At 74.2% G+C, this 21,754-nt stretch carries 18 protein-coding genes; 11 read left to right on the top strand and 7 right to left on the bottom strand.

Going from position 1 to position 21,754, the window contains the following annotated elements:
* Window positions 1-28 precede the first annotated feature (28 nt).
* Entirely contained in the window at window positions 29-907 is an 879-nt protein-coding gene (locus RB146_07685) for a YihY/virulence factor BrkB family protein (GenBank protein ID MDQ7828860.1), read from the top strand.
* Here RB146_07685 and RB146_07680 read toward each other — a convergent pair.
* The 4 genes from RB146_07680 to aceB are packed head-to-tail and all read right to left on the bottom strand — an operon-like array spanning window position 904 to window position 7,554.
* Window positions 904-2,226 carry a metallopeptidase TldD-related protein gene (locus tag RB146_07680; GenBank protein ID MDQ7828859.1) on the bottom strand — a complete coding sequence of 441 codons (1,323 nt, stop codon included), beginning with the start codon at window positions 2,224-2,226 and terminating at the stop codon, window positions 904-906. The genes RB146_07685 and RB146_07680 overlap by 4 nt on opposite strands.
* On the bottom strand, window positions 2,223-3,617 hold the full coding sequence (locus tag RB146_07675) for a TldD/PmbA family protein (protein ID MDQ7828858.1): 1,395 nt from the start codon (window positions 3,615-3,617) through the stop codon (window positions 2,223-2,225). Before RB146_07675 ends, RB146_07680 begins: the two co-directional genes overlap by 4 nt.
* A 12-nt stretch (window positions 3,618-3,629) precedes the next feature.
* Window positions 3,630-5,993 carry a bifunctional alpha,alpha-trehalose-phosphate synthase (UDP-forming)/trehalose-phosphatase gene (locus RB146_07670; protein ID MDQ7828857.1) on the bottom strand — a complete coding sequence of 788 codons (2,364 nt, stop codon included), beginning with the start codon at window positions 5,991-5,993 and terminating at the stop codon, window positions 3,630-3,632.
* On the bottom strand, window positions 5,977-7,554 hold the full coding sequence (aceB, locus tag RB146_07665) for a malate synthase A (GenBank protein MDQ7828856.1): 1,578 nt from the start codon (window positions 7,552-7,554) through the stop codon (window positions 5,977-5,979). The genes RB146_07670 and aceB overlap by 17 nt, the downstream gene beginning before the upstream one ends.
* Before the next feature lie 114 nt (window positions 7,555-7,668).
* On the opposite strand from aceB, the gene RB146_07660 reads away from it, so the two are divergent.
* The 10 genes from RB146_07660 (at window position 7,669) to RB146_07615 (ending at window position 18,699) form a co-directional block, all read left to right on the top strand.
* The gene (locus tag RB146_07660; GenBank protein MDQ7828855.1) at window positions 7,669-9,069 is read left to right on the top strand and encodes an FAD-linked oxidase C-terminal domain-containing protein; all 1,401 of its coding nucleotides are present in this window, start codon (window positions 7,669-7,671) and stop codon (window positions 9,067-9,069) included.
* Window positions 9,041-10,228: an FAD-binding protein gene (locus RB146_07655; protein ID MDQ7828854.1), complete on the top strand. Its 1,188-nt coding sequence runs from the start codon at window positions 9,041-9,043 to the stop codon at window positions 10,226-10,228. Before RB146_07660 ends, RB146_07655 begins: the two co-directional genes overlap by 29 nt.
* Window positions 10,229-11,500, top strand: coding sequence for a heterodisulfide reductase-related iron-sulfur binding cluster (locus tag RB146_07650; protein ID MDQ7828853.1), 1,272 nt, complete (start codon window positions 10,229-10,231; stop codon window positions 11,498-11,500).
* A gap of 136 nt (window positions 11,501-11,636) precedes the next feature.
* Complete coding sequence (locus tag RB146_07645; protein ID MDQ7828852.1) at window positions 11,637-12,740, top strand: zinc-binding dehydrogenase; 1,104 nt, start codon at window positions 11,637-11,639, stop codon at window positions 12,738-12,740.
* A 51-nt stretch (window positions 12,741-12,791) separates the two neighbouring features.
* A complete protein-coding gene (locus RB146_07640; protein ID MDQ7828851.1) occupies window positions 12,792-13,688 on the top strand; it encodes a branched-chain amino acid ABC transporter permease in 897 nt (298 codons plus the stop codon).
* A complete protein-coding gene (locus tag RB146_07635; GenBank protein ID MDQ7828850.1) occupies window positions 13,685-14,719 on the top strand; it encodes a branched-chain amino acid ABC transporter permease in 1,035 nt (344 codons plus the stop codon). The genes RB146_07640 and RB146_07635 overlap by 4 nt, the downstream gene beginning before the upstream one ends.
* A gap of 28 nt (window positions 14,720-14,747) precedes the next feature.
* Window positions 14,748-15,494 (top strand): ABC transporter ATP-binding protein, encoded by a 747-nt coding sequence (locus RB146_07630; GenBank protein ID MDQ7828849.1) that lies wholly within the window; start codon window positions 14,748-14,750, stop codon window positions 15,492-15,494.
* The gene (locus RB146_07625) at window positions 15,494-16,231 is read left to right on the top strand and encodes an ABC transporter ATP-binding protein (protein ID MDQ7828848.1); all 738 of its coding nucleotides are present in this window, start codon (window positions 15,494-15,496) and stop codon (window positions 16,229-16,231) included. The genes RB146_07630 and RB146_07625 overlap by 1 nt, the downstream gene beginning before the upstream one ends.
* Window positions 16,232-16,235: 4 nt before the next feature.
* Complete coding sequence (locus RB146_07620; protein MDQ7828847.1) at window positions 16,236-16,955, top strand: hypothetical protein; 720 nt, start codon at window positions 16,236-16,238, stop codon at window positions 16,953-16,955.
* A 22-nt stretch (window positions 16,956-16,977) separates the two neighbouring features.
* Window positions 16,978-18,699, top strand: a complete 1,722-nt coding sequence (locus RB146_07615; GenBank protein MDQ7828846.1) for an AMP-binding protein — start codon at window positions 16,978-16,980, stop codon at window positions 18,697-18,699.
* Here the strand turns inward: RB146_07615 and RB146_07610 are convergent.
* From RB146_07610 to RB146_07600, 3 genes are all read right to left on the bottom strand, one after another.
* Window positions 18,657-19,061: a type II toxin-antitoxin system VapC family toxin gene (locus RB146_07610; GenBank protein ID MDQ7828845.1), complete on the bottom strand. Its 405-nt coding sequence runs from the start codon at window positions 19,059-19,061 to the stop codon at window positions 18,657-18,659. The two genes, RB146_07615 and RB146_07610, sit on opposite strands and share 43 nt — an antisense overlap.
* Window positions 19,048-19,308, bottom strand: coding sequence for an AbrB/MazE/SpoVT family DNA-binding domain-containing protein (locus tag RB146_07605; protein ID MDQ7828844.1), 261 nt, complete (start codon window positions 19,306-19,308; stop codon window positions 19,048-19,050). The genes RB146_07610 and RB146_07605 overlap by 14 nt, the downstream gene beginning before the upstream one ends.
* A gap of 129 nt (window positions 19,309-19,437) precedes the next feature.
* The gene (locus tag RB146_07600) at window positions 19,438-21,747 is read right to left on the bottom strand and encodes a hypothetical protein (protein MDQ7828843.1); all 2,310 of its coding nucleotides are present in this window, start codon (window positions 21,745-21,747) and stop codon (window positions 19,438-19,440) included.
* Window positions 21,748-21,754 lie beyond the last annotated feature (7 nt).

The following is a 21,754-nucleotide window of genomic DNA, read 5'->3' as shown; positions in this document are numbered from 1 at the left end:
ACACCCGCTCTGGTACAATGGGCGGGTCGTGCGTCTCTCGCTGCACCGCCCCCTCGCCCTGCCGCGCGTCCGTCCCGCCTGGCTCGTCTGGGAGGCGTACCAGAAGTTCCTGCGCGACGACGCCCTGCCCATGGCCGGGGCCATCGCCTACTCGGCGCTCTTCTCCGTCTTCCCGCTGCTGCTGGGGGTCATCGCCGTCGTCAGCCTCTTCGTCGACCAGGCCCAGGTGCGGCAGGCCCTCATGGCCACCCTGGCCGGCTACCTGCCGCCGGAGACCGCCGCGTTCGTCGACCGCAACATCGCGGAGGTGCTGCGGGCGCGCGGGACCTTCGGGGTGGTGGCCATCCTGGGCCTGTTCTGGAGCGCGACGTCCGTGGCGGCGATGGTGCGCCACACCCTCAACCGCATCTGGGGGGTGCAGCAGCCCCGCCCCTTCCTCTTCCGGAAGCTCGTGGAGCTGGCGCTGGTGGCCGCCGGGGGCCTCTTCCTCATGACGTCGCTGATCGGCTCAGCCGCACTGCGCGTGCTGAGCGCCTACCCGGGAATGTCCCCGGCGGTGAGCCGGTTCCATGGGTGGGGGTTGTCCGCGCTCCTGGGTCTCCTGGCTCCGGTGCTGCTGAGCACCCTGGCCCTGCTGGTCATCTACCGTTACCTGCCCAACGTCCTCATCCCCTGGCGCAACGCCGTGGCGGGCGCGGTGATGGGCGGGGTCCTCTTCGAGGTGACCAAGCGGGCGTTCTTCTGGTACCTGGAGAGCTTCGCCCGCTACGAGATCGTCTACGGCTCGCTCACCGGCATCATCGTCTTCCTGGTCTGGCTGTACGTCTCGGCGGTCATCCTGCTCTTCGGGGCGGAGCTGGCCTACCAGGTGGGCCGGCCGACACCGCAGGAGGGACCGGGGGACTAGGACTCCCCCGCGAAGGAGAGGGACTCCACGGCCACCAGGCCCGGGGCGCCGAAGGCCGAGGGCCCCTCCAGCTCCCACCGCAGCCCGTCGCCGACGCCCACGACGTGGGCCAGCAGGTCGAGGAAGTCCCCCGCCACCGTGAAGTTCTCCAGCGGGTAGGCCACGGCGCCGTCCTCCACCCACAGCCCCAGCGCCTGCACCGAGAACTCGCCGGTGACCGGGTTCGTCCCCGCGTGCACGCCCATGACCTCGGCCACCAGCACCCCCTGCGCGAGCGGCAGCGGCCCGCGCGGCGCCAGGTAGAGGTTGGAGGGCGCCACCCCCAGCACGCCGCGGTAGCTCCGCGCGGCGTGGCCGGTGTTGGGCAGGCCGAGCGCCCGCGCCGTCTCGCTGTTGGTCAGGAAGGCCTGCAGGACGCCGTCCTCGACCAGGGTGAGGGGACGGGCCGGCGTGCCTTCGGCGTCGAAGGGGCGCGTGGCCAGGCCGTCGGGCAGCGTGGGGTCGTCCACCAGCGTCACCAGCGGCGAGGCGACGCGCTCGCCCAGCCGGCCGCGCAGGCGGCTCTTCCCCTCCTGCACCATCTTGCCGCTCCACATCGGCCAGAACGCCGCCAGCAGCGCTGCGAGGGGTCGTGGCTCGAGGTAGGCCGGGTAGCGCCCCGTGCGCAGCGGGCGCGCGCCGAGCAGCCGCGCCGTGCGCTCCGTCAGGTCGAGGGCCGTGCGCCCGGGGTCGAGCGCGGCCACGTCGGTGACGAACCGCGCCTCCCAGGCCTGCTTCAGGCTGCTCCCCTGCTGCATCACCACGGAGCCGACGGTCCCCACCAGCCCGCGCCGGTAGGCCCCGCTCCTCCCCGCCGTGCTGGCCAATCGCACCTCCTGCTCACGCTCCACGTAGCCGGCCAGCACCACCTGCTTCACCCGCGCGTCCTCGCGCAGCGTCCCCTCGAACCCCAGCGCCGCGCCGATCTTGGCCGCCAGCGGCGCCTGCAGGCGGTCCCCGACCAGGTCGTGCTCCCCCACCGCCCCGCCCACCGGGAGGAAGCCCTGGCCGGGCGGCTGGAGGGCGGCGTTCTCCAGCGCCTCGGCCAGCGCCCACTCCAGCGCCGCCGGAGTGAGCTCCTCGCTGTAGGCGTAACCGACGCGCCCGTCCACCACGACGCGCAGGCCGAGCCCCCCGCGGACCGCCTCGGTGAGCTGCTCCACACGCCCCTGGAAGGCGCGCACCGAGGTCTCGCGCGCGCGGGTGCCCAGGACCTCCACGGCCACCCCCCGGGCGCGGGCCCGCTCCAGCACGTAGCGCGTCGCCTCGTCGACGGTCATGCCTCGCCGCCCACGACGATCGCCGAGACCAGGACGTGCGGCTGTCCCACCTCGGTGGGGATGGAGCCGGAGAGCGAGCCGCACATCCCCGCACCCAGGGCCAGGTCGTCCGAGACCGCCACCACGCGCATGATCGTCTCCGGCCCCTTGCCCACCAGCATGGCGCCGCGCACCGGCTCGGCGACCTCGCCCCGCCGGATGCGGTAGGCCTCCTGGACCCCGAAGTTGTACTCGCCCGACCCGGGCCGCACCTGGCCGCCGCGGAAGCCCACGGCGTAGAGGCCGTCGTCCACCTGGGCGAAGAGGTCCCGCAGCGGCGTCGTGCCGGGGGCGATGAAGGTGTTGCGCATGCGCGAGGTGGGGGCGAAGGTGTAGTCCTGCCGCCGTCCGGAGCCGGTAGGGCGGTAGCCGGTGCGCAGCGCGCCCCAGCGGTCCACCAGGTAGCTGCGCAGGATGCCGCGCTCGATGAGCACGGTGCGCTCGGTGGGGGCGCCCTCGTCGTCGAACTCGCTGCTCCCCCAGGCGTGCGGGACGGTGCCGTCGTCGACGTAGGTGACCACGGGGCTGGCCACCGGCTCCCCCAGGCGGTCGGCCAGGACCGAGGCCCGCTTCGCTACCGCGGTGGTCTCCAGCAGGTGGCCCACCGCCTCGTGGAAGATCACCCCGCCGAAGCCCGGCCCCAGCACCACCGGCATCGTGCCGGCGGGCGCGGGACGGGCGCGCAGGTTGGTCATGGCCTGCTCGCCGGCGCGACGCCCCAGCACCGCCGGGGGGTGGGTCTCCAGCAGCTCCAGCCCCACGCTGAGCCCCTGCCAGGCCACGCCGGTCTGCACCACCCCGGCGTCCTCGGCGATGGCCGTCACGCGCAGACGCGTGCGCACGCGGCGGTCCTCCACCCAGGCCCCCTCGGTGTTGGCCACCAGCACCTCCTGCTCCCACTCCTCCAGGACGCTCTCCACCTGCCGCACCTCGGGGGCCACGCGGGCGGCGCCGTCCGCTTCCAGCAGCCGCTCCAGGCGGTAGCGGCGGGGATGGGCGTCGAAAGGCACCCGCGGGGTGTGCAGGCCCCGGGCGCGGGCGCGGCGGAAATCGAGCCCGCCGCCGCCACGCTCGTCCACCCGCCCGGCCTGGCCCCGCAGCGCGGTGAGGGAGGCCGCCAGCGCCAGCAGCCCCTGGGGGGTCAGGTCGTTGGTGTAGCCGTAGGTGACCTCTGTGCCGTGGAAGAGGCGGAGCCCCGCCCCGTACTCCAGGCCGCTGGCGGCCTCCTTCACCTCGCCGTTCAGCACCCGCAGCGTGCGCCGGCGCCAGCGCTCGGCGTACACCTCGGCGAAGTCGCTGCCGCCGCGCCGCGCCCGTGCCAGCACCTCGCGGACGAGCGTCTCGTCCAGCACGCCCATCCCTCCTCAGCCGGCCACCACGGCCGACTCCGGGGCGGTGAGCCCCGGGAGGTCGCGCAGGAAAGCCAGCACCTCGTCGGTGTCGCGCAGGTAGTAGGCCGCCGCCGTGGGCGCCTCCGGCGCCACCGTCACGGTGATGCCGCGGGCCAGCAGCGCGCCGAAGGCGTCCTCGTCGGTGCGGTCGTCCCCGATGTAGATGGGGACGACCTGCCGGTCCCACTCCGGCCCGTAGCGGTGGTGGAGCCACCAGAGCACCGCTCGCCCCTTGTCCCACGGCAGGCTCAGCCGCAGCTCCAGCACCTTCTTCCCGCGGGTCAGCCGCACCCACGGGCGCGCCCGGGCCACCAGCGCCCCCACCACCTGCTTCACCCGGTCCACCTGCTCGGGGGCCACAAGCCGGTAGTGCACGCTGCTGCCGAAACCCTTCTCCTCGACGATCACCCCGGGGATCTCTGCCAGCGCCTCACGGAGCTGGGCGGTCAGGTCGCGGATCTGCCCGCGCAGCCGCTCCGCCGCCTCGGCCACCGGCGGCTGCGCCGGCCCCTCCACCTCCAGGCCGTGGTTGCCGAAGTACAGCACCCCCTCGACCCCCAGCAGGCGGCGGATCTCCGCGACGGCCCGGCCGGTGACGATGGCCACCTCGATCCCGGCGGCCACCAGGTCCTGCAGGACCCGCCGCACCTCCGGGCCGGCCACCGCGTCGGCGGGCCGGGGGGCGATGGGGACGAGGGTCCCGTCGTAGTCGAGGAAGAGCGCCGGGCGGCGCCGCTGGAAGAGCGCGCGCAGCCGGGCGAGGTCCCCGAGCAGGTGGCGGGTCTCCTGGCGGCGGGCGATGAGCCGGGCCGCGGCGGCCACGATCTCCTCCATCCACCAGTAGACGTCGTGCTGGCGCAGGTAGGCGCGCATCGGCCGCAGCCGGGCCCGCCGCTCCTCCAGCGGCATCTCCAGCGCCCGGCGCAGCGCCTCGGCGAAGCCCTCTTCGTCGTAGGGGTTGATGATGAGGGCGTGGGCCATCTCCTCGGCCGCCCCGGAGAGCTCGCTGAGGATGAGCACGCCGCGCTCGTCCACCTGCGCGGCGATGAACTCCTTGGCCACCAGGTTCATCCCGTCCTGGAGGGAGCTGACCACGGCGACGTCGGCCAGGCGGTAGAGCGCCGCCACGGCCACGCGCGGCATCGGCTCGGGGAGGTAGAGGACCGGCGTCCACGCCGGCGCTCCGTAGCGGGCGTTGATCTCCCCCACCAGCCGCTCCACCTCGGCCTGCAGCTCCTGGTAGGCCTTGATGCGCGTGCGGGTGGGCGCCGCCTTCTGCACGAAGACCACGCGCTCGCGCCACTCGGGGTGGCGGCGCAGGAAGCGGTCCACCCCGCGCAGGCGCTCGGGGATGCCCTTGGAGTAGTCGAGGCGGTCCACCGCCGCCACCACCGCGCGGTCGCCCACCTCGGGGCGGGCCCGCCACCGCGCCATCCAGCGCCGCCCCGCGGCGGAGGCGGCCAGCTCCTCGAAGCGCTCCACGTCGATGCTGATGGGGAAGACGCGCACCGTGGTGCGGTGCCCCTCCAGGTCGACGACGCCGTTGGCGAAGTCCACGTCGGCGTCGGGCAGTTCCCGCTCCACACACTCCAGGAAGGTCTCGCGGAAGCGCTCCAGGTGGAAGCCGAGCAGGTCGTTGCCCAGCAGGCCCCGCAGCAGCGGCGCCCGCTGCGCGGCCGGCATGGCGCGGAAGACGTCCCAGGCCGGCCAGGGGATGTGCCAGAAGTGCGCCAGGAAGAGGTCGGGGCGCTGGGCGCGCAGGAGGGCGGGGAAGAGGGCCAGGTGGTAGTCCTGCGCCCAGACGAAGGCGCGCGGCTCCGCCTCCTCGGCCGCCGCGGCGGCGAAGAGGCGGTTGGCCTCGACGTAGCCCTCCCAGTAGCGGCGCAGGAAGCGCGCCTTCGTCACCGCCAGGTGGCACAGCGGCCACAGCGCCTGGTTGGCGTAGCCGTAATAGGAGGTCTCCACCACGCGCTCGGGGAGCCAGACCCGGCGCAGCAGGTAGCGCGGCGCCTCCGGGGGAACGGCCACGCGGTCGTGGACGTCCACCGCCTCCCGGTCGCCGCTGCCGCTCCCCCAGGCCACCCACACGCCCCCGAGGACCTGCATCACCGGGTCGAGGGCCTCGACCAGCCCGCCCGGCGGCCGCTCCACCTCCAGCCCGCGCGGCGTGCGCCGGTGGACGTAGGGCTCGCGGTTGCTGACGACGACGAGCTGCCGCCCCGGCAGGCGCGCGCGGAGGACGTGGGCCACCGCGTCGCGCCGGCGCGGAATAGCGGCCGGCGGCAGCGCTCCGGCGGGCGGGAGGTCCCGGATGGGGCCGTTACGGGAGCCGGGCATAGGCCAGCAGCGTCAGGAACTCCACGAAGTCCGGTGCCAGCACGAGCGTGTCGAGGATCTCCGCCGCCTCCGCCAGGCGGTGCCCGGCGGGGGCCTGGGCCTGCAGGCGCGCCAGCTCGGCCTCCCGCACCTGGCGGTACGCGTCGGGCGTCAGGCGACGGCCGTCCGCCATCACCGCCTCGTGGCGCACCCACTGCCACAGCTGCGAGCGGGCGATCTCGGCGGTGGCGGCGTCCTCCATGAGATTGTAGATCGCCGCCGCCCCCACGCCGCGCAGCCAGGAGTCCAGGTACTGGAGCGCCACGCTGACGTTGTTCACCACCCCGCGCTCGGTGATCTCCCCGCCCGGGACACGGATGTCGAGCAGGTCGGCCTCGCCCACCTGGACGTCCTCGCGCAGGCGCTCCTTCTGGTGGGGCCGCCCCCCGAGTGCGCGCTCGAAGACTTCCCGGGCCACGGGGACCAGGTCGGGGTGGGCTACCCAGGTCCCGTCGAAGCCGTCCCCCGACTCGCGCTCCTTGTCGGCGCGCACCTGGGCCAGCGCCACCTCGTTCACCTGCGGGTCGCGGCGCGAGGGGATGAAGGCGGCCATGCCGCCGATGGCGTGGGCGCCGCGGCGGTGGCAGGTGCGCACCAGGAGCTCCGTGTACGCCCGCATGAAGGGGACGGTCATCGTCACCTGAGCGCGGTCGGGGAGCACGACGTCCGGCCGGTGGCGGAACTTCTTGATGATGCTGAAGATGTAGTCCCAGCGCCCGGCGTTGAGCCCCGAGGCGTGGTCGCGCAGCTCGTAGAGGATCTCGTCCATCTCGAAGGCGGCCAGGACCACCTCCACCAGCACCGTGGCCCGGATCGTCCCGCGCGGGATGCCCAGGGCGTCCTGGGCGAACTGGAAGACGTCGTTCCACAGGCGCGCCTCCAGGTGGTGTTCCAGCTTCGGTAGGTAGAAGTACGGCCCCGTGCCGCGCTCCAGGAGCTCGCGGGCGTTGTGGACCATGTAGAGGCCGAAGTCGAAGAGCGCACCCGCGATGGGGACGCCGTCCACGGCCACGTGCTTCTCCTCCAGGTGCCAGCCGCGCGGGCGCACCAGCAGCGTGGCCGTCCGCTCCTGCAGCCGGTAGACCCGGCCGTCGGGGCTGGTGAAGGTGAGGCGGCGGCGCACGGCGTCCTGCAGGTTCACCTGGCCCGCCATGATGTTCTCCCAGGTGGGGCTGAGGGCGTCCTCGAAATCGGCCATGAAGACCTGCGCCCCCGAGTTGAGCGCGTTGATCATCATCTTGCGGTCGACCGGTCCGGTGATCTCCACCCAGCGGTGCTCCAGGTCGGGCGGGGCCGGCGCCACGCGCCACGCCGACTCGCGCACCTCCCGGGTCTCGGGGGGGAAGCGCGGGAGCTCGCCCGCCAGCAGGGCCGCCTGGCGCTCGGCCCGGCGGCGCAGCAGGCCGCGGCGCACCGCATCGAACTCCGCGTGCAGGGCGGCCAGGAAGCGCCGCGCCTCCGCGTTCAGCACCTCCTCCGTCCCGGGCGGGGGCGGGGTCAGGACCTCGAGGGTGGGGGGCATGGTTCGTAACCTCCAGATGAACTACGAGGAGAGTTCCACCCGAGCGGCGCGCTCCCCTCGGTGGGCGTACGAGGAGGAGCCCGTCCGGGGCGACGCGAAGGGCACAGCGACGCGATGCCGCACCCGGCCTGGCTCCAGGAGCTGGCGCGGCGCGTCCCGCGGGAGCGCCTGCTCACCCACCCGGCGGCGCTCGCGCCCTACGAGTCGGACGCGCTGACGGGGTTCCGTGCCCGTCCTGCGGCCGTGCTGCTGGCCGACACGAAGGCGGAGGTGGTGGAGGCGGTGCGCCTCTGCCACCGCCACGGGGTCCCCTTCGTCGCCCGGGGCAGCGGCACCAGCCTCTCCGGGGGCAGCCTGCCCGTCCCGGAAGGCCTGGTCATCGCCCTCAACCGCCTGAACCGCATCCTGCGCATCGACCCGGACGAGCGGCTGGCCGTGGTAGAGCCGGGCGTCATCAACCTGCAGGTCTCGCACGCCGCCGCGCGCTTTGGCCTGTACTACGCTCCCGACCCCTCCAGCCAGCCCGTCTGCACCATCGGCGGCAACGTGGCCTTCAACTCCGGCGGGGCGCACTGCCTGAAGTACGGCATGACCGCCAACCACGTGCTGGGGTTGGAGGCGGTGCTGGCCGACGGCGAGGTGGTGCAGCTCGGCGGGGAGAGCCTGGAGGCGGTGGGCCCCGACCTGGTGGGCCTCTTCGTCGGCTCCGAGGGGCTCTTCGGCATCGCCCTGGAGGTGACGCTGCGGCTCCTGCCCCGTCCGGAGGCCTACCGCACCCTGCTGGCGAGCTACGTCTCGCTGGCCGCCGCCGGCGAGGCGGTGGCGCGCATCGTAGCTGCGGGGATCCTGCCGGGGGCGATCGAGATCATGGACCGCCTGGCCATCGAAGCGGCCGAGGCGGCGGTGGGGGCGGGCTACCCCACCGATGCGGCGGCCATCCTGATCGTCGAGGTGGAAGGCGAAGCCCCGGAGACCGACGCCGAGTTTGCCCGGCTGCACGCGGTGGTGCAGGCCTCGGGCGCCACGGAAATCCGCGTGGCCCGCGACGCCGAAGAGCGGGCACGCATCTGGAAGGGGCGCAAGGAGACCTTCTCGGCGGTGGGCCGCCTCAGCACCGACTACATCACCGGGGACGGGGTCGTCCCCCGCACCCGCCTGGCGGAGGCGCTGGCCGAGATCGAGCGCCTCAGCGCCCGCTACGGCCTGCGCGTGGCCAACGTCTTCCACGCCGGCGACGGCAACCTCCACCCGCTGGTGCTCTACGACGGCCGCCGTCCCGGGGAGCTGGAGCGGGCGGAGGCGCTGGCGGGGGAGATCCTGGAGCTGTGCATCCGCCTGGGCGGCTCCATCACCGGCGAGCACGGCGTGGGGATGGAGAAGCGCGACTTCCTCCCGCGCATGTTCGGCCCCGATGACCTGGCGCTGATGCGCCGCCTGCGCCGCGCCATGGACCCGCGCGAGCTGGCCAACCGGGGGAAGGTGCTCGGTGAACCGGTCCCCGCCCTGGTCGGCTGAGCCCGCCGGGGTCATCCACCCGGCGCCTTTGGTGGTCCGCTCTCCCGAGGAGGCCGCCGAGGCCGTCCGTGCACACGCCCGCCTCCTGCCCCGCGGCGGCGCCACCAAGCCCCCGCTGTGTGCGCCACCCGCGGGCGCCGCCGCCCTCGACCTGCGCGGGCTGCGCGGCGTCGTCGAGTACGACCCCGCCGAGTACACCCTCACCGCGCTGGCCGGGACACCGCTCGCCGAGGTCCAGGCACTGCTCGGCCGCGCCGGGCAGTACCTCCCCTTCGACCCGCCCTTCGCGCCAGGCGGCGCGACCCTGGGCGGCACCGTCGCCGCCGGGCTGAGCGGCCCGGGCCGCCACCGCTACGGCGGGGTGCGCGACTTCGTCATCGGCGTGCGCTTCGTGGACGGCACGGGGGCGCTGGTGCGCGGCGGCGGCCGGGTGGTGAAGAACGCCGCGGGGTTCGACCTGCCCAAGCTCATGGTGGGGAGCCTGGGGCGGCTCGGCGTGCTGGTCGAGGTGAGCCTGAAGGTCTTCCCGCGTCCCGAGGCCACCGCCACGGTGCGGCTCGACCGTCCCGCGCTGCCGGAGGCGCTCGACGCCCTGGTGCGCCTGGGGCGGGCACCCTTCGATCTGGAGGCCGTGGACCTGGAGCCGCCCGGGCGCCTGTGGCTGCGGCTCGGCGGGAACGCCTCGGCGCTTGGCGCCAGGATCGACCGGCTGCGCGCCTTCCTGGGAGGCGGCGAGGTGGTCCCCCGGGAGGAGGAGCGCCTGTGGGACGAGGCGCGCGAGTTTACCTGGGCGCCGCCCGATGCGGCCCTGGTGAAGGTCCCGCTCACCCCGCTCCGCATCCCTCCGCTGGAGGCCGCGCTGGAGCGGCAGGCAGCCCATCCGGCCGCGGGCAACCACCCCACGGGCGCCGCAGGCACATCGCCGGCCGCTGCGCCCACGCGGCGCTACAGCGCCGGCGGCCAGGTGGCCTGGGTGGCCTGGCCCCAAGACCTCGAGACCCTGCACGACCTGCTCGCCGGGCTGGGCCTGCGCGGCCTCGTCATCCGCGCACCCCGGCCGCCGGCGCGCCTCCTGCTGGGCGCGCCGCTGGAGCAGGCCTTCCTGCGGCGGGTGAAGGCGGCCCTCGACCCCCACGGCCGCTTCCCCGAGGTGGCTTGAGTGCACCACCAGATCCCCGCAGCCACCCTCGGCCCACACGGCGCGGGCATGGTCCGTGCCATCGAGACCTGCATCCACTGCGGCCTGTGTCTCCCGGCCTGCCCCACCTACCAGCTGCTGGGCGAGGAGATGGACTCGCCGCGCGGGCGCATCTTCCTGATGAAGGACGTGCTGGAGGGGCGCCTCCCGTCGGACGAGGCCACGCTGCAGTACGTGGACCGCTGCCTGGGATGCCTGGCCTGCCAGGCGGTCTGCCCGTCGGGCGTGCACTACGAGGCGCTGGTGGTCCCCTTCCGGGCGCACGCGGAGCGCCGCCGCCGCCGGCCGCTGCTGGCGCGCGCGGTCCGCGCGCTGGCCCTGCGCACGCTGCCCTACCCCGGCCGATTCCGCGCGGCGGCGCGCGCGGGGCTGCTGGCACGGCCGCTGCGAGGCCTGCTGCCGATGCCGCTGGCCGCCATGCTGGAGCTCCTCCCCGACCACCTGCCGCCACCGGTGCCGCTGCCGGCCGTTGTCCCGGCCGAGGGCCGACGGCGGGCGCGCGTGGCCCTGCTCGTGGGGTGCGTGCAGCAGGTGCTGGCGCCGGCGATCACGGCCGCGGCCGTACGCGTGCTGACCCGCAACGGCGTTGAGGTCCTGGTCCCGCCCGCCCAGGGGTGCTGTGGGGCGCTCCCCATGCACGCCGGGGCCGACGGCCAGGCCCGGACGCTGGCCAGACAGCTCCTGGCCGCCGTCCCCCGCGACGTCGACGCCGTCGTCACCACCGCGGCGGGGTGCGGCTCGGCCATGAAGGCCTACCCGCTGCTCTTTGCCGGCGACGGCGAGGGAGCCGGCGCGGAGGCCTTCGCCCGGCGCGTGCGCGACGTCAGCGAGGTGCTCGACGGCCTCGGCCTCATCCCGGGCGCGCGCTTTCCGGCACCGGTGCGCGTGGCTTACCACCACGCCTGCCACCTGGCGCAGGCCCAGGGGATCCGTGCAGCGCCGTGCCGGCTGCTGGCCGCGGTGGACAACGCGCAGGTGGTGGAGGTGACCGGCGGCGAGGCGTGCTGCGGCTCGGCCGGGATCTACAACCTGGAGGAGCCGGCGATCGCCCGCGCGCTGGGCGACCGCCAGGCCGCGGCCATCCGTGCCACCGGGGCGGCGGTGGTGGCCTCGGGCAACATCGGCTGCCTGGTGCAGCTGCGCGCGGCGCTGGCCCGGGCCGGCATCCCCCTGCCGGTCCGCCACACGGTGGAGCTCCTCGACCTGGCCTACCGGGGAGCGCCGCCCGCGTGAGCGGGGCCGGCGTCGGGGCTCACCAGAGGACGTGGGTGTCGAGGAGGAGCTTCAGGTGGACCGATCCTCCCAGGCCGCCAGCTCTCCGTCACAAACCGCGCACCTGCCGATCCGGGGGTGGGCCATGCCACCGATGATGCGTGCCGCCGTCCTGCCCGCGGTCGGGGCGCCGCTGCAGGTGGAGGAGGTCCCGGTCCCCGCGCCCCGCGCCGGGGAGGTGCTGGTGCGGGTGGCCGCCTGCGGCGTGTGCCACACCGACCTGCACGTCATCAAAGGCGAGGTGGCCTTCCCCACCCCCGCCGTCCTGGGCCACGAGATCAGCGGCACGGTGGCCGCGCGTGGACCGGGCGTCGGCGGGGTGCGCGAAGGCGACCGCGTGGTCTGCGCCTTCATCATGCCGTGCGGCACCTGCGCCTTCTGCGCCCAGGGGCGCGACGACCTGTGCGCCACCTTCTTCGAGCTCAACCGGCTGCGCGGCCAGCTCTACGACGGCACCACCCGGCTGCGGCGCCCCGACGGCACGCCGCTGGCGATGTACAGCATGGCGGGACTGGCCGAGTACGCCGTGGTCCCGGCCACCGATGTCTTCCCGCTGCCTGACGAGCTGCCGCTTCCGGAGAGCGCCATCCTCGGCTGTGCTGTCTTCACAGCCTACGGCGCCGTCCGTCACCAGGCGGACCTGCGCGCCGGCGAGACGGCGGCGGTCATCGGCACCGGCGGCGTCGGCTCGAACCTCGTCCAGCTCGCCCGCCTCGTCGGCGCGGCGCAGGTGATCGCCGTGGACGTGCGGGCGGAGAAGCTCGAAGCGGCGCGGGCACTGGGCGCCACCGACACCGTGCACGCCGGGGAGGAGGAGGTGGTCCCGGCCATCCTGCGCCTCACCGGCGGCCGGGGGGTGGACGTGGCCTTCGAGGCGCTGGGCCGCCCGGAGACGGTGCAGCAGGCCTTCGGCGCGGTAGCCGACGGGGGGCGGGTCGTCGTGGTGGGTATCGCCCCGGGCCGGGCGGCGGTCTCCGTCGAGATCACCCGCCTGGTGCGGCGCGGCGTGCGGGTGATCGGCTCCTACGGGGCGCGGGTCCGCGCCGACATGCCGCGGATCCTGCAGCTGGCGGCGGCCGCGGCCATCCGACCGGAGCGCACCATCACCCGGCGCTACCCGCTGGAGGCCGCCCCGGAGGCCTACGCCGCCCTCGACCGGGGGGAGATCGTGGGGCGTGCGGTGGTGGTGATGGGCCCCTGACCTGCTGCGGGAGGGATCGACCCCGGGCCTGGGGAACGTAGGGCTACATCCATGGACGTCCTGGCCGTCCAGGTCCTCAACGCCCTGCTCTACGCGGCGGTGCTCTTCCTCATCGCCGGCGGGCTGAGCCTGATCTACGGCGTCATGCGCATCGTGAACCTGGCCCACGGCAACCTTTACGCGCTGGGGGCCTACGTGATGGCCTGGGCGGTGGGGGTCGCCGGCGCCTCGCTCAGCGGCGGCATCCCCGGGACCGCCCCGCCCCTCCTGGTCCTGCTGCTGCCGGTGGCGGCGGCGGTCGTGGCCGTGGTGGGCGCGGTAATGGAGCCCACCCTGCTGCGCCCCCTCTACCGCCGCGCCGAGGAGTACCAGCTGCTCATCACCTTCGGGCTGCTGCTCATCCTGGAGGACGTCATGCGCATCCTCTGGGGGGCGACACCGCTGTCCGCCAGCGGGCTGTGGGCGGCGTTCGGCAGCGCCAATGTGCTGGGGGCCGTCTACCCCCGCTACAACCTCCTGGTGATCGTGCTGGGGCTGGCCGTGGCGGCGCTGCTGTGGGCGGTGGTCTACCGCACCCGCTTCGGGGTGGTGCTGCGCGCCACCTCGCAGGACCGGCGCATGGCCGCGGCCATGGGCATCGACGTGGGCCGCACCTACGTCCTGGCCTTCGCGCTGGGCACGCTCATGGCCGGGCTGGCCGGCGCGGTGATCGTGCCCATCCAGGGCGCGGTGCTCGGCATGGGCGTGGACGCCCTGGTGCTGGCCTTCGTCGTCGTGGTCATCGGCGGGCTCGGCAGCCTGGAGGGGGCGCTGGCCGGAGCGCTGATCGTGGGCATCGTGCGCACCGTGGCCATCCAGTACTTCCCGGAGCTGGAGCTGGCTGTCCTCTACCTCATCGCCGCGGCCGTGCTGGTCACGCGGCCGGCGGGGCTGTTGGGACGGGCGTGAACGAGGCCCAACCCACCCTGGCCCCTCCGGTGCCGACGGCGCGCCGCCCGGCGGCGGCCTGGGCGCTCGGGCCGCTGGCCCTGCTCCTCCTGCTCCTGCCCCTCCTGGAGGGCGTGCCGCTCGTCGGGGTGCTGGCCTCCCCGTTCCAGCGCATCCAGATGACCTACGGGCTGATCTTCGGCATCGCCGCGCTGGGCTTCAACCTGCTGCTGGGCTACACCGGCCTGCTCTCGTTCGGCCACTCCGCCTTCTTCGGCGGCGCCGCCTACACGGTGGGCTTCCTGGTGCGCTACCTGGGCGTCACGACCATGGAGCTCTGGCTGGCGGCTGGCGTCGCGGCCACGGTGCTGCTGGCGGCGGTCTTCGGCCTCGTCACTGTCCGGTACACGCGCATCTTCTTCTCCATCCTGATGCTGGCGCTCTCGCAGGTGCTGTGGGCGCTGGCGCTCAAGTTCTTCTGGATCACCAACGGGACCGACGGGCTGCGCATCCCCACGCCCGGGCTGCTGGGCGGGCTCGTGCGGACCGAGGACAAGCTCGCCTTCCTGGCCACGACCTACTATTATTACGTCCTCCTGCTCTTCTTCGCCGCGGTGGGACTGCTGTGGGTCCTCACCCACTCGCCCTTCGGCTACGCGCTGCAGGCCATCCGCGACAACGAGGTGCGGGCGCGCTTCGTGGGCATCCCGGTGCGGCGGTACCGCTACCTGGCCTTCGTCGTCTCCGGCGGCGTCACGGGGCTGGCGGGGACGCTGTGGGCGCCGCTCAACGGGCTGGTCACCCCCGACATCCTCTACTGGCCGTTCTCCGGCCGCATCGTCTTCATGGCGGTGCTGGGCGGCTTCAAGAGCTTCGCCGGTCCCATGGTGGGCGGGGTGGCCTACAACTACCTGGAGACCTACGTCATCAAGACGACGCAGTACTGGCAGGGGCTGCTGGGCGTGATCCTGGTGGCGCTCGTGCTGGTCATGCCGCAGGGGATCATCGGGGCGCTGGGGTGGTTGCGCCGGCGGGCCCGGGAGGGGGCGTGATGCGGCGGCGCGCCCGGGAGGGGACGTGATGGCGCTCCTGCAGACGCAGGGGCTGCGCAAGCGCTTCGGTGCGCTGGCCGCCGTGGACGGGGTGGATTTCCGCGTCGAGCCGAAGGAGTTCCTCTCGCTGATCGGCTCCAACGGCGCCGGCAAGACCACCCTGGTGAACCTCATCAGCGGGCTGCTGCCCCCGGACGACGGGCGCATCCTCTTCCAGGAGCGCGACATCACCCACCTGCCGGTGCAGTCGCGCATCCGCGCCGGCATCGCCCGCAGCTTCCAGCTGGTCAACCTCTTCGACCAGCTCTCCGCCCTGGACAACGTGCGGCTGGCCATCTTCGCCCGCGAAGGCACCATCCGGCGCGGCCTGGCCCTGGCCGACCGCGACCGGGCGGTGCAGGAGGAGGCCTTCCGCGTCCTGCGGGACTTCGGGCTGGAGGCCAAGTGGCGCACCCCGGCGGCCGACCTGGCCCAGGGGGAGCGCAAGCTCCTGGACGTGGCCGTGGCCTACGCGCTGCGGCCCACCCTCATCTTCCTGGACGAGCCCACCAGCGGCGTGGGGACGCGGGAGAAGGGGGCGATCATGGACATCGTCGCCGGGGTGGTGCGTGAGCTGGGCCTGGCCGCGGTGATCGTCGAGCACGACATGGACATCGTCTTCCGCTATTCCGACCGCATCGTGGTGATGCACCAGGGGCGCATCCTCGCCGACGGCGCGCCCGAGGCCATCCGCGCCGACCCGCGGGTGGCGGAGACGCTGCTGGGGCACGCCTGATGGTCGCCGACGTCCTGCTCGACGTCCGTGACGTGCACACCTACCGCGGGAACGCCCACGTCCTGCGCGGCGTCTCGCTGCATGTGGGAGCGGGCGAGGTGGTGGCGCTGGTGGGCCGCAACGGGGCCGGCAAGACCACCACCATGGAGAGCATCATGGGCCTGCTGCCGGTGCGCGCCGGGCGCATCACCTTCGCCGGGCGCGATCTCACCCGCCTGGGGCCCCACGAGCGGGCCCGCCTGGGCCTGGCCTACGCCCCCGAGGACGCCGGGGTCTTCCCGGACCTGACCGTGGCCGAGAACCTGAGCCTGGGCCTGTGGCTGGGGGGCGCACCGCGCGGCGACGGTCAGGAGGCCGCGGACGCGCCGGACCGCCGACGCCAGGTCTTCCAGCTCTTCCCGCACCTGGAGGCGCTGCTGGACCGGCGCGGGCTCCACCTGAGCGGCGGGGAGAAGAAGATGCTGGCCATCGCCCGGGCCATGGCCCTGGGGCCGCGCCTGCTCCTCCTGGACGAGTCCTTCGAGGGGCTCGCCCCGGTGGTGGTGCAGCGCTTCGCCGACGCCGTCCTGCAGATCCGGGCCATGGGGGTCTCGCTGCTCGTCGCCGAGTCCAACGTCATGACCGCCAGCCGGGTGGCCCAGCGCTTGTACGTGATCGACCGCGGTGAGATCATCTTCGAGGGCAGCCCGCAGCAGGCGTTCGAGGACGCCGAGGTGATGCGCACGATCAGGGGGTAGCACCATGCGTGGCGTGCCGCTGCGTCAGATCGGCTCCGCCGCGGTCGGCGCGGTCCGGCGCCGCCGCGGGACGGTCTTCCTCGTGGTCCTGGCCATCCTGGCCCTGAACCTGATCCTGCCGCCGCTCGTCCTCTCCGTGGCCCGCAAGCCCGCCGACCACATCTCGCTCAACCCCTGGCTGCGCCGCGTCCCCGCCTGGCTGCGCGACGACCCCGCCCCCTGGACGGAGAAGGCGCGCTTCCTGGCCAACGCGGCGCTGCTGTGGTTCGTCGCCTCGGGCGAGTACGACGCCGCCGAGTGGGGCTTCACGGTGACCACCCGCGACGTGGGACGGTGGCTGCTCATGGGCGTGCTCTTCGGCGCCTACACCGCCCTGTGGCTGGAGCGCCGCGCCCAGCTGCGCGCGGGCGTGGCGGGCGCCGGCCGGCGCGGCGGCCCGGCCGGGACGGCCGGCGCGGTGCTCTCCACGCTGGGCTTCTCCACCATGCCGTGCAGCGTGGCGGGGTGCGGCGCTCCGGTCCTGCCGGTCCTGGGGCTGGCCCTCACCGGACTCAGCAGCGGGACGATCTCGCTGATCTCCGGCCTCTCCCGCGTGCTGATCTGGGTGGTGCTGGCCGCCGTCGTGGCGGCGGTGTGGGTGCTGGCCCGCCAGGTCGCCGCGGCAGGCGCCGCGGCGCCCCCGCACCGGAGCCCCTCTCCCTCCGGCGCCGTGCCCGCAGGGTAGGGCTGCGGCCGCCGCGCGCGGGATGATCCGCCCGGAGGACTTCATCGGCCGGCCCTACGAGGAAGCGCGGGCGGCCTTTCGCTGGGCGGTCCCCCATCCCTACAACATCGCCCTGGACGTCTGCGACCGCTGGGCCGACGTCGACCCCGAGCGGCCGGCCATCCTCTACGAGTCGTCCGAGGGGGAGAGCGCCACCTGGACCTACGGCCAGCTGCGCCGCGAGGCCAACCGCCTGGCCAACGCCCTGGCGGCCCTGGGGGTCGGGCGCGGAGACCGCGTGGCCGTCATCCTGCACCAGCGCGTCGAGACGGCGGTCAGCCACCTGGCCTGCTACCGGATGGGGGCGGTGGCGGTCCCGCTCACGCGCATGTTCGGGCCGGACGCGCTGGCCTACCGTCTCGACCACAGCGGCTGCACCGTGGCGATCGCCGACCCCATGGTCCTCCCGGCCCTCAGCGAGGTGCGCGACCGCCTCCCGGCGCTGCGCACGGTCATCGTGGCGGACGGCGGCCGCGCGGTCGAGCTGCCGGAGGGGGACGGTGCGACACGCCCCCGCCACCTGCGCTGGAGCCGTCTCCTGGCGGAGGCCTCCGAGCGCTTCACGCCGGTGGTGACCTCGCCCGACGACCCCGCCCTGATCATCTACACCTCGGGGACGACGGGGCCGCCCAAGGGTGCCCTGCACGGCCACCGCGTCCTGCTCGGCCACCTCCCCTCGGTGCAGCTCTACTTCGACTTCGTCCCGCAGGGCGGCGAGGTGTACTGGACGCCCGCCGACTGGGCCTGGATCGGCGGGGCCTACGACCTCCTCTTCCCCGGCCTGCGCCTGGGCGGGCCCGTGGTGGCCTTCGAGACCACCCGCTTCGACCCCGAGCGCGCCGTCGCCCTGATGGCCCGCTACCGCGTCACCCACGTCTTCCTGCCGCCCACCGCGCTCAAGATGGCCATGCCGGTGGTGCGGCCGGGCGCCCCGCTCGTCCGCGCCCTGGCCCTGCGGGCGGTGATGAGCGGCGGGGAGCCGGTGAGCCCGGCCATCCTGGAGTGGGCGGCGGAGACGCTGCCGGGGGTGCCGCTGCACGAGATCTACGGCCAGACCGAGGCCAACCTGGTCTGCGGCAACTGCGTCCGCCTCTTCCCCGTGCGCCCCGGGTCGATGGGGCGCCCCTTCCCCGGGCACGAGGTGACGGTCCTGCGCGAGGACGGCACCCCGGCTGCGGTGGGGGAGCCCGGGGAGGTGGCCGTACGGGCGGACGGCGACCCGGTGGTCTTCCTGGGCTACTGGCGGAACCCCGAGGCCACCCGCGAGAAGGTGCGGGACGGCTGGCTGCGCACCGGCGACGTGGCCCGCCGGGACGCGGAGGGCTACTTCACCTTCGAGGGCCGCACCGACGACCTGATCACGAGCGGCGCCTACCGCATCGGGCCGGCCGAGGTGGAGGCGAGTCTCCTCACCCACCCGGCCGTGGCGGAGGCGGCCGTGGTGGGGGCGCCCGACGCGGTGCGCGGGCAGGTGGTGACCGCCTTCGTCACGCTGCGCCCCGGTTACACGCCGTCACCGGCGCTGGCCGCCGAGATCCAGGCGCACGTGAAGCGGCGCCTGGCCGCCTACGCCTACCCTCGGCGGGTGGAGTTCCTGGAGGCGATGCCGATGACGACGACGGGGAAGATCCGCCGCGCCGAGCTGCGCGCGCTGGTGGCGGGTCAGGGGCGCAGCAGCGGCACGCCCTCGAAGACCGTTCGGTAGATCACCGGGTCCAGCGTGGCGAGCCGAAGCCCATGGTGTTCTGCGTGGGCGCCAATCAGAAAATCGGCAGCGATGCGCCTCGGGAGCGCCCCGTGTCGTCGCATCCGGGCATACGCACCCATCGCACTCCCCGCCCGTTCCCACACGGCCTGCGGCATCTCCCAGAGGACCTCCGCCTCCGTGCGCTGCAGGAAGGTCTTGAGGGCCTCCCACGCTTGGGAGGCCGCCAGCTCCGCGTAGACCACCGGGCAAAGCACCACGCCCCCCGCTCCAACCCGATCCAGTAGTGTCAGGGCAGCCTGGTGCGAGGCGTCCTGAGGATCGAAGGCGGCCAGGATCACATTGGTGTCAAGGCTCGTCATCGCCCCAGCGCAGGCGCCGGACGTGCTTCACGGCATCTCCGCCCGTTTCCTCGTGCAAGGCCCGGAGGTCGAGTTCCTGAAGCAGCGCTCTCACGACCTCTGCGGGATTCGGACGGACCTTCCGCAGTTCCGCGTGATCTCCCCGGACAGTGAGCTCCAGACGGTCTCCTGGCTTGATCCCCAGCGCCCTCCGGATCGTGGCAGGGATGGTAATCTGCAACTTGCTGCTAACGGTCGCGGTAGACATGATTGGTAAGGTTATCATGCTTGGTAATACTTGCTTTGGTAACCTCAGTAAAGCATATCATACAAAGTCAATATCCTGCGACCCGCGCCCTCTCCCCTCTGACACCATTTGGGCCTTGGAGGACACAGCTCAGGGGCCAGAGAGCAGTGTGGACTTGATTGGGGGATGCACGGCGTTGCCGTCAACGAGCAGGGCGAGGTATAGGGTGGCGACCGGGGTTGTGCCCTTGGCCGGCAGATCCGCCTGGTACAGGCCATCACCCGCATATCTGCAGATCCCCGCTGCGGTCACCCGACCCTGCGGGTCCACGACCACATAGCGGCACTCCGGCGGCGCCTCGGTGACGGGGATGCTGAGGTCCCCGATCAGGTGGCGCACCAGCTCGGTCGTGCGCTGGTAGCGCACCACGCGCTCCACCTCGCCGCGGAGCTCCACCCGGCGCCCGGAGACGTGCACCTCGGTGACGTAGGCGTGGCGGGGGTCGGCGAACCGGTCGTAGGTGCCGATGGTGATGGGGTAGCTCAGGTCGCGCCAGACCGTGAGGACGGCGGTGTGCGGCGTCCAGCGGGTCAGGCGGTAGGGGCCGTTGGCGACGAGCAGGTGCCCGTGCCGCCCGCCGAACCGCCGCAGGGCCCGCCAGCGGGCGCGCGCCTCCTCGGTGGTGACGAAGGGCTGCAGCGCCGGCGGCACGTACGCCTCCCGTTCGAACGTCCCCGCCAGGTCGAGGAGGCGGCGGCGGAGGATGGGGTTGCGCACCAGGTCGAGCCAGGGGATGCCGCGGCGCGCCGCCTCCACCCGCGAGAAAGCGGCCAGCCCGCGCCGGACCGCTTCGTCCATCAGGACCAGCACCGTCCAGGGGACCGGGGTCCAGGGGGGCGCCACCACGGCGGCCTGCTCGGGCGGGAGGTGACGACGGAGGTAGACCTCGACCACCGGGACCGCCACGTCCACGTCCCGGTCGCCGACCTGCCGCCGCTCCAGCTCGGTCCCCGCAGGCCGCACGCCGGCCAACCACTCGCGCAACAGCGCCGTCCGCTCCACCACCGCGCGGTCGGACGCGCCGTCCGCCGGTGCCCCCCACCGGAAGGCGAAGGCGTAGGCGGCCAGGAGGTCGGCCGCCGTCATCGCCGTCCCGTCGTGGAAGTGTGAGGTGCGCACCCGGTAGCGCAGGGCCAGGGCGGCGCGCCTGCCCCGCCCCACCGCGTGAAGGGCACCGGTGGCGTCGGGCAGCAGGGCGTCGCCCGGCACCGCCACCTCGCCGCCGGTCGGGCGGCCACGACGTAGCCAGCCGAGCAGGCGATCCAGGACTCCCCGGCGCTCCAGCACCGCCACCCGCACGCGGTTCTCCACCCACCCCGACCCATAGGGAGCGGGGAGCAGCGCCGGGTCGCCCACCGCGGCCCACACGAGCGTCCCGAAGGGGTCGGTGAAGCCGGCCACCGGATTCCAGGCCGCAGCGGGGCCAGCCGCCACCCCCAGGCGCAACCACCCATTCCAGGGAAACTCCTTGAGCTTCACCGTGCGCACGAAGGTCGGCGAGGCCAGGCCGGCGTGGGCGTCGAAGCCGACGTTCTCCACTCCGGCGGAGAAGTGCGTGGTGAGGACCTCCCGCCGCAGCGTGTAGCCGGCGACGCGGGCCAGGCACTCCCGTTGCAGCAGGGCCACCAGGTGTCGCTCCAGGTTGAGGCGCCGGGCGAGGTCGCTTCGGCCGCCGGCCGACAGGGCTTCCCCGGGGGACTGGGAGGCATCGGGAGGGAGCGGAGCCCCCAGCGTCAGGTGCCGGAAGATGGTCGCCGCCTCCTCCCGTGCCGCCCCCGCCCACCGCTCCAGCAGGCGGTAGGCGTGGAACCAGCCCGCAGACCGCCATGGGAGGGCGCCACCGGCCACCCAGCCCAGGGGCGGCGGGTCGGTCAGGTCGGCCACGGCCACCTCCTCGAGCACCACGCCCGACGCGCCGGCCATGAGCCGGGCCGTGGCCGCCGTCCGGGCGGCCCGGGCCCGGTCCACGTGGGCCAGGAAGTCCTCGTGGTACGGCGTGACCGGATAGGGGTGGAAGACGAACCCGTCTCGCCCGCGGGCGGCGCGCCGGCCCAGGGCGGAGAGGGCGGCGTCCAGGCGCCGGCAGCGGTCGGCGCGCGGCTGGCGCGCCGCCTCGGGGGTGAGGCGCACGATGCGGTACGCTGCCAGGGAGCGGACCACGGCGGTCGGTGCGCCGCCGCGCAGGGCCCCGGCCGCGAGCGGGTCGCCCCCCACGAAGGCGTGCAGGCGGCCGCTGGCGATTTCTCGGGCGGCCTGAACCGGAGGCAGGACCTCCAGCCGGATCTCCTGCGGGTAGAAGGCGGGATACGCCGTGGCCTCGTGCCCCGCGTGCGCCGATGCCAGGGGAAGGGCGACGGCACCGAGAGCGGCCAGCGCTGCAAGCGCGCCGAACCGGCGCAAACGCACA

It is taken from the genome of Armatimonadota bacterium (assembly GCA_031081585.1).
Classification (GTDB): domain Bacteria; phylum Sysuimicrobiota; class Sysuimicrobiia; order Sysuimicrobiales; family Humicultoraceae; genus Geohabitans; species Geohabitans tengchongensis.
This window is presented reverse-complemented; position numbering and strand designations above follow the sequence as displayed.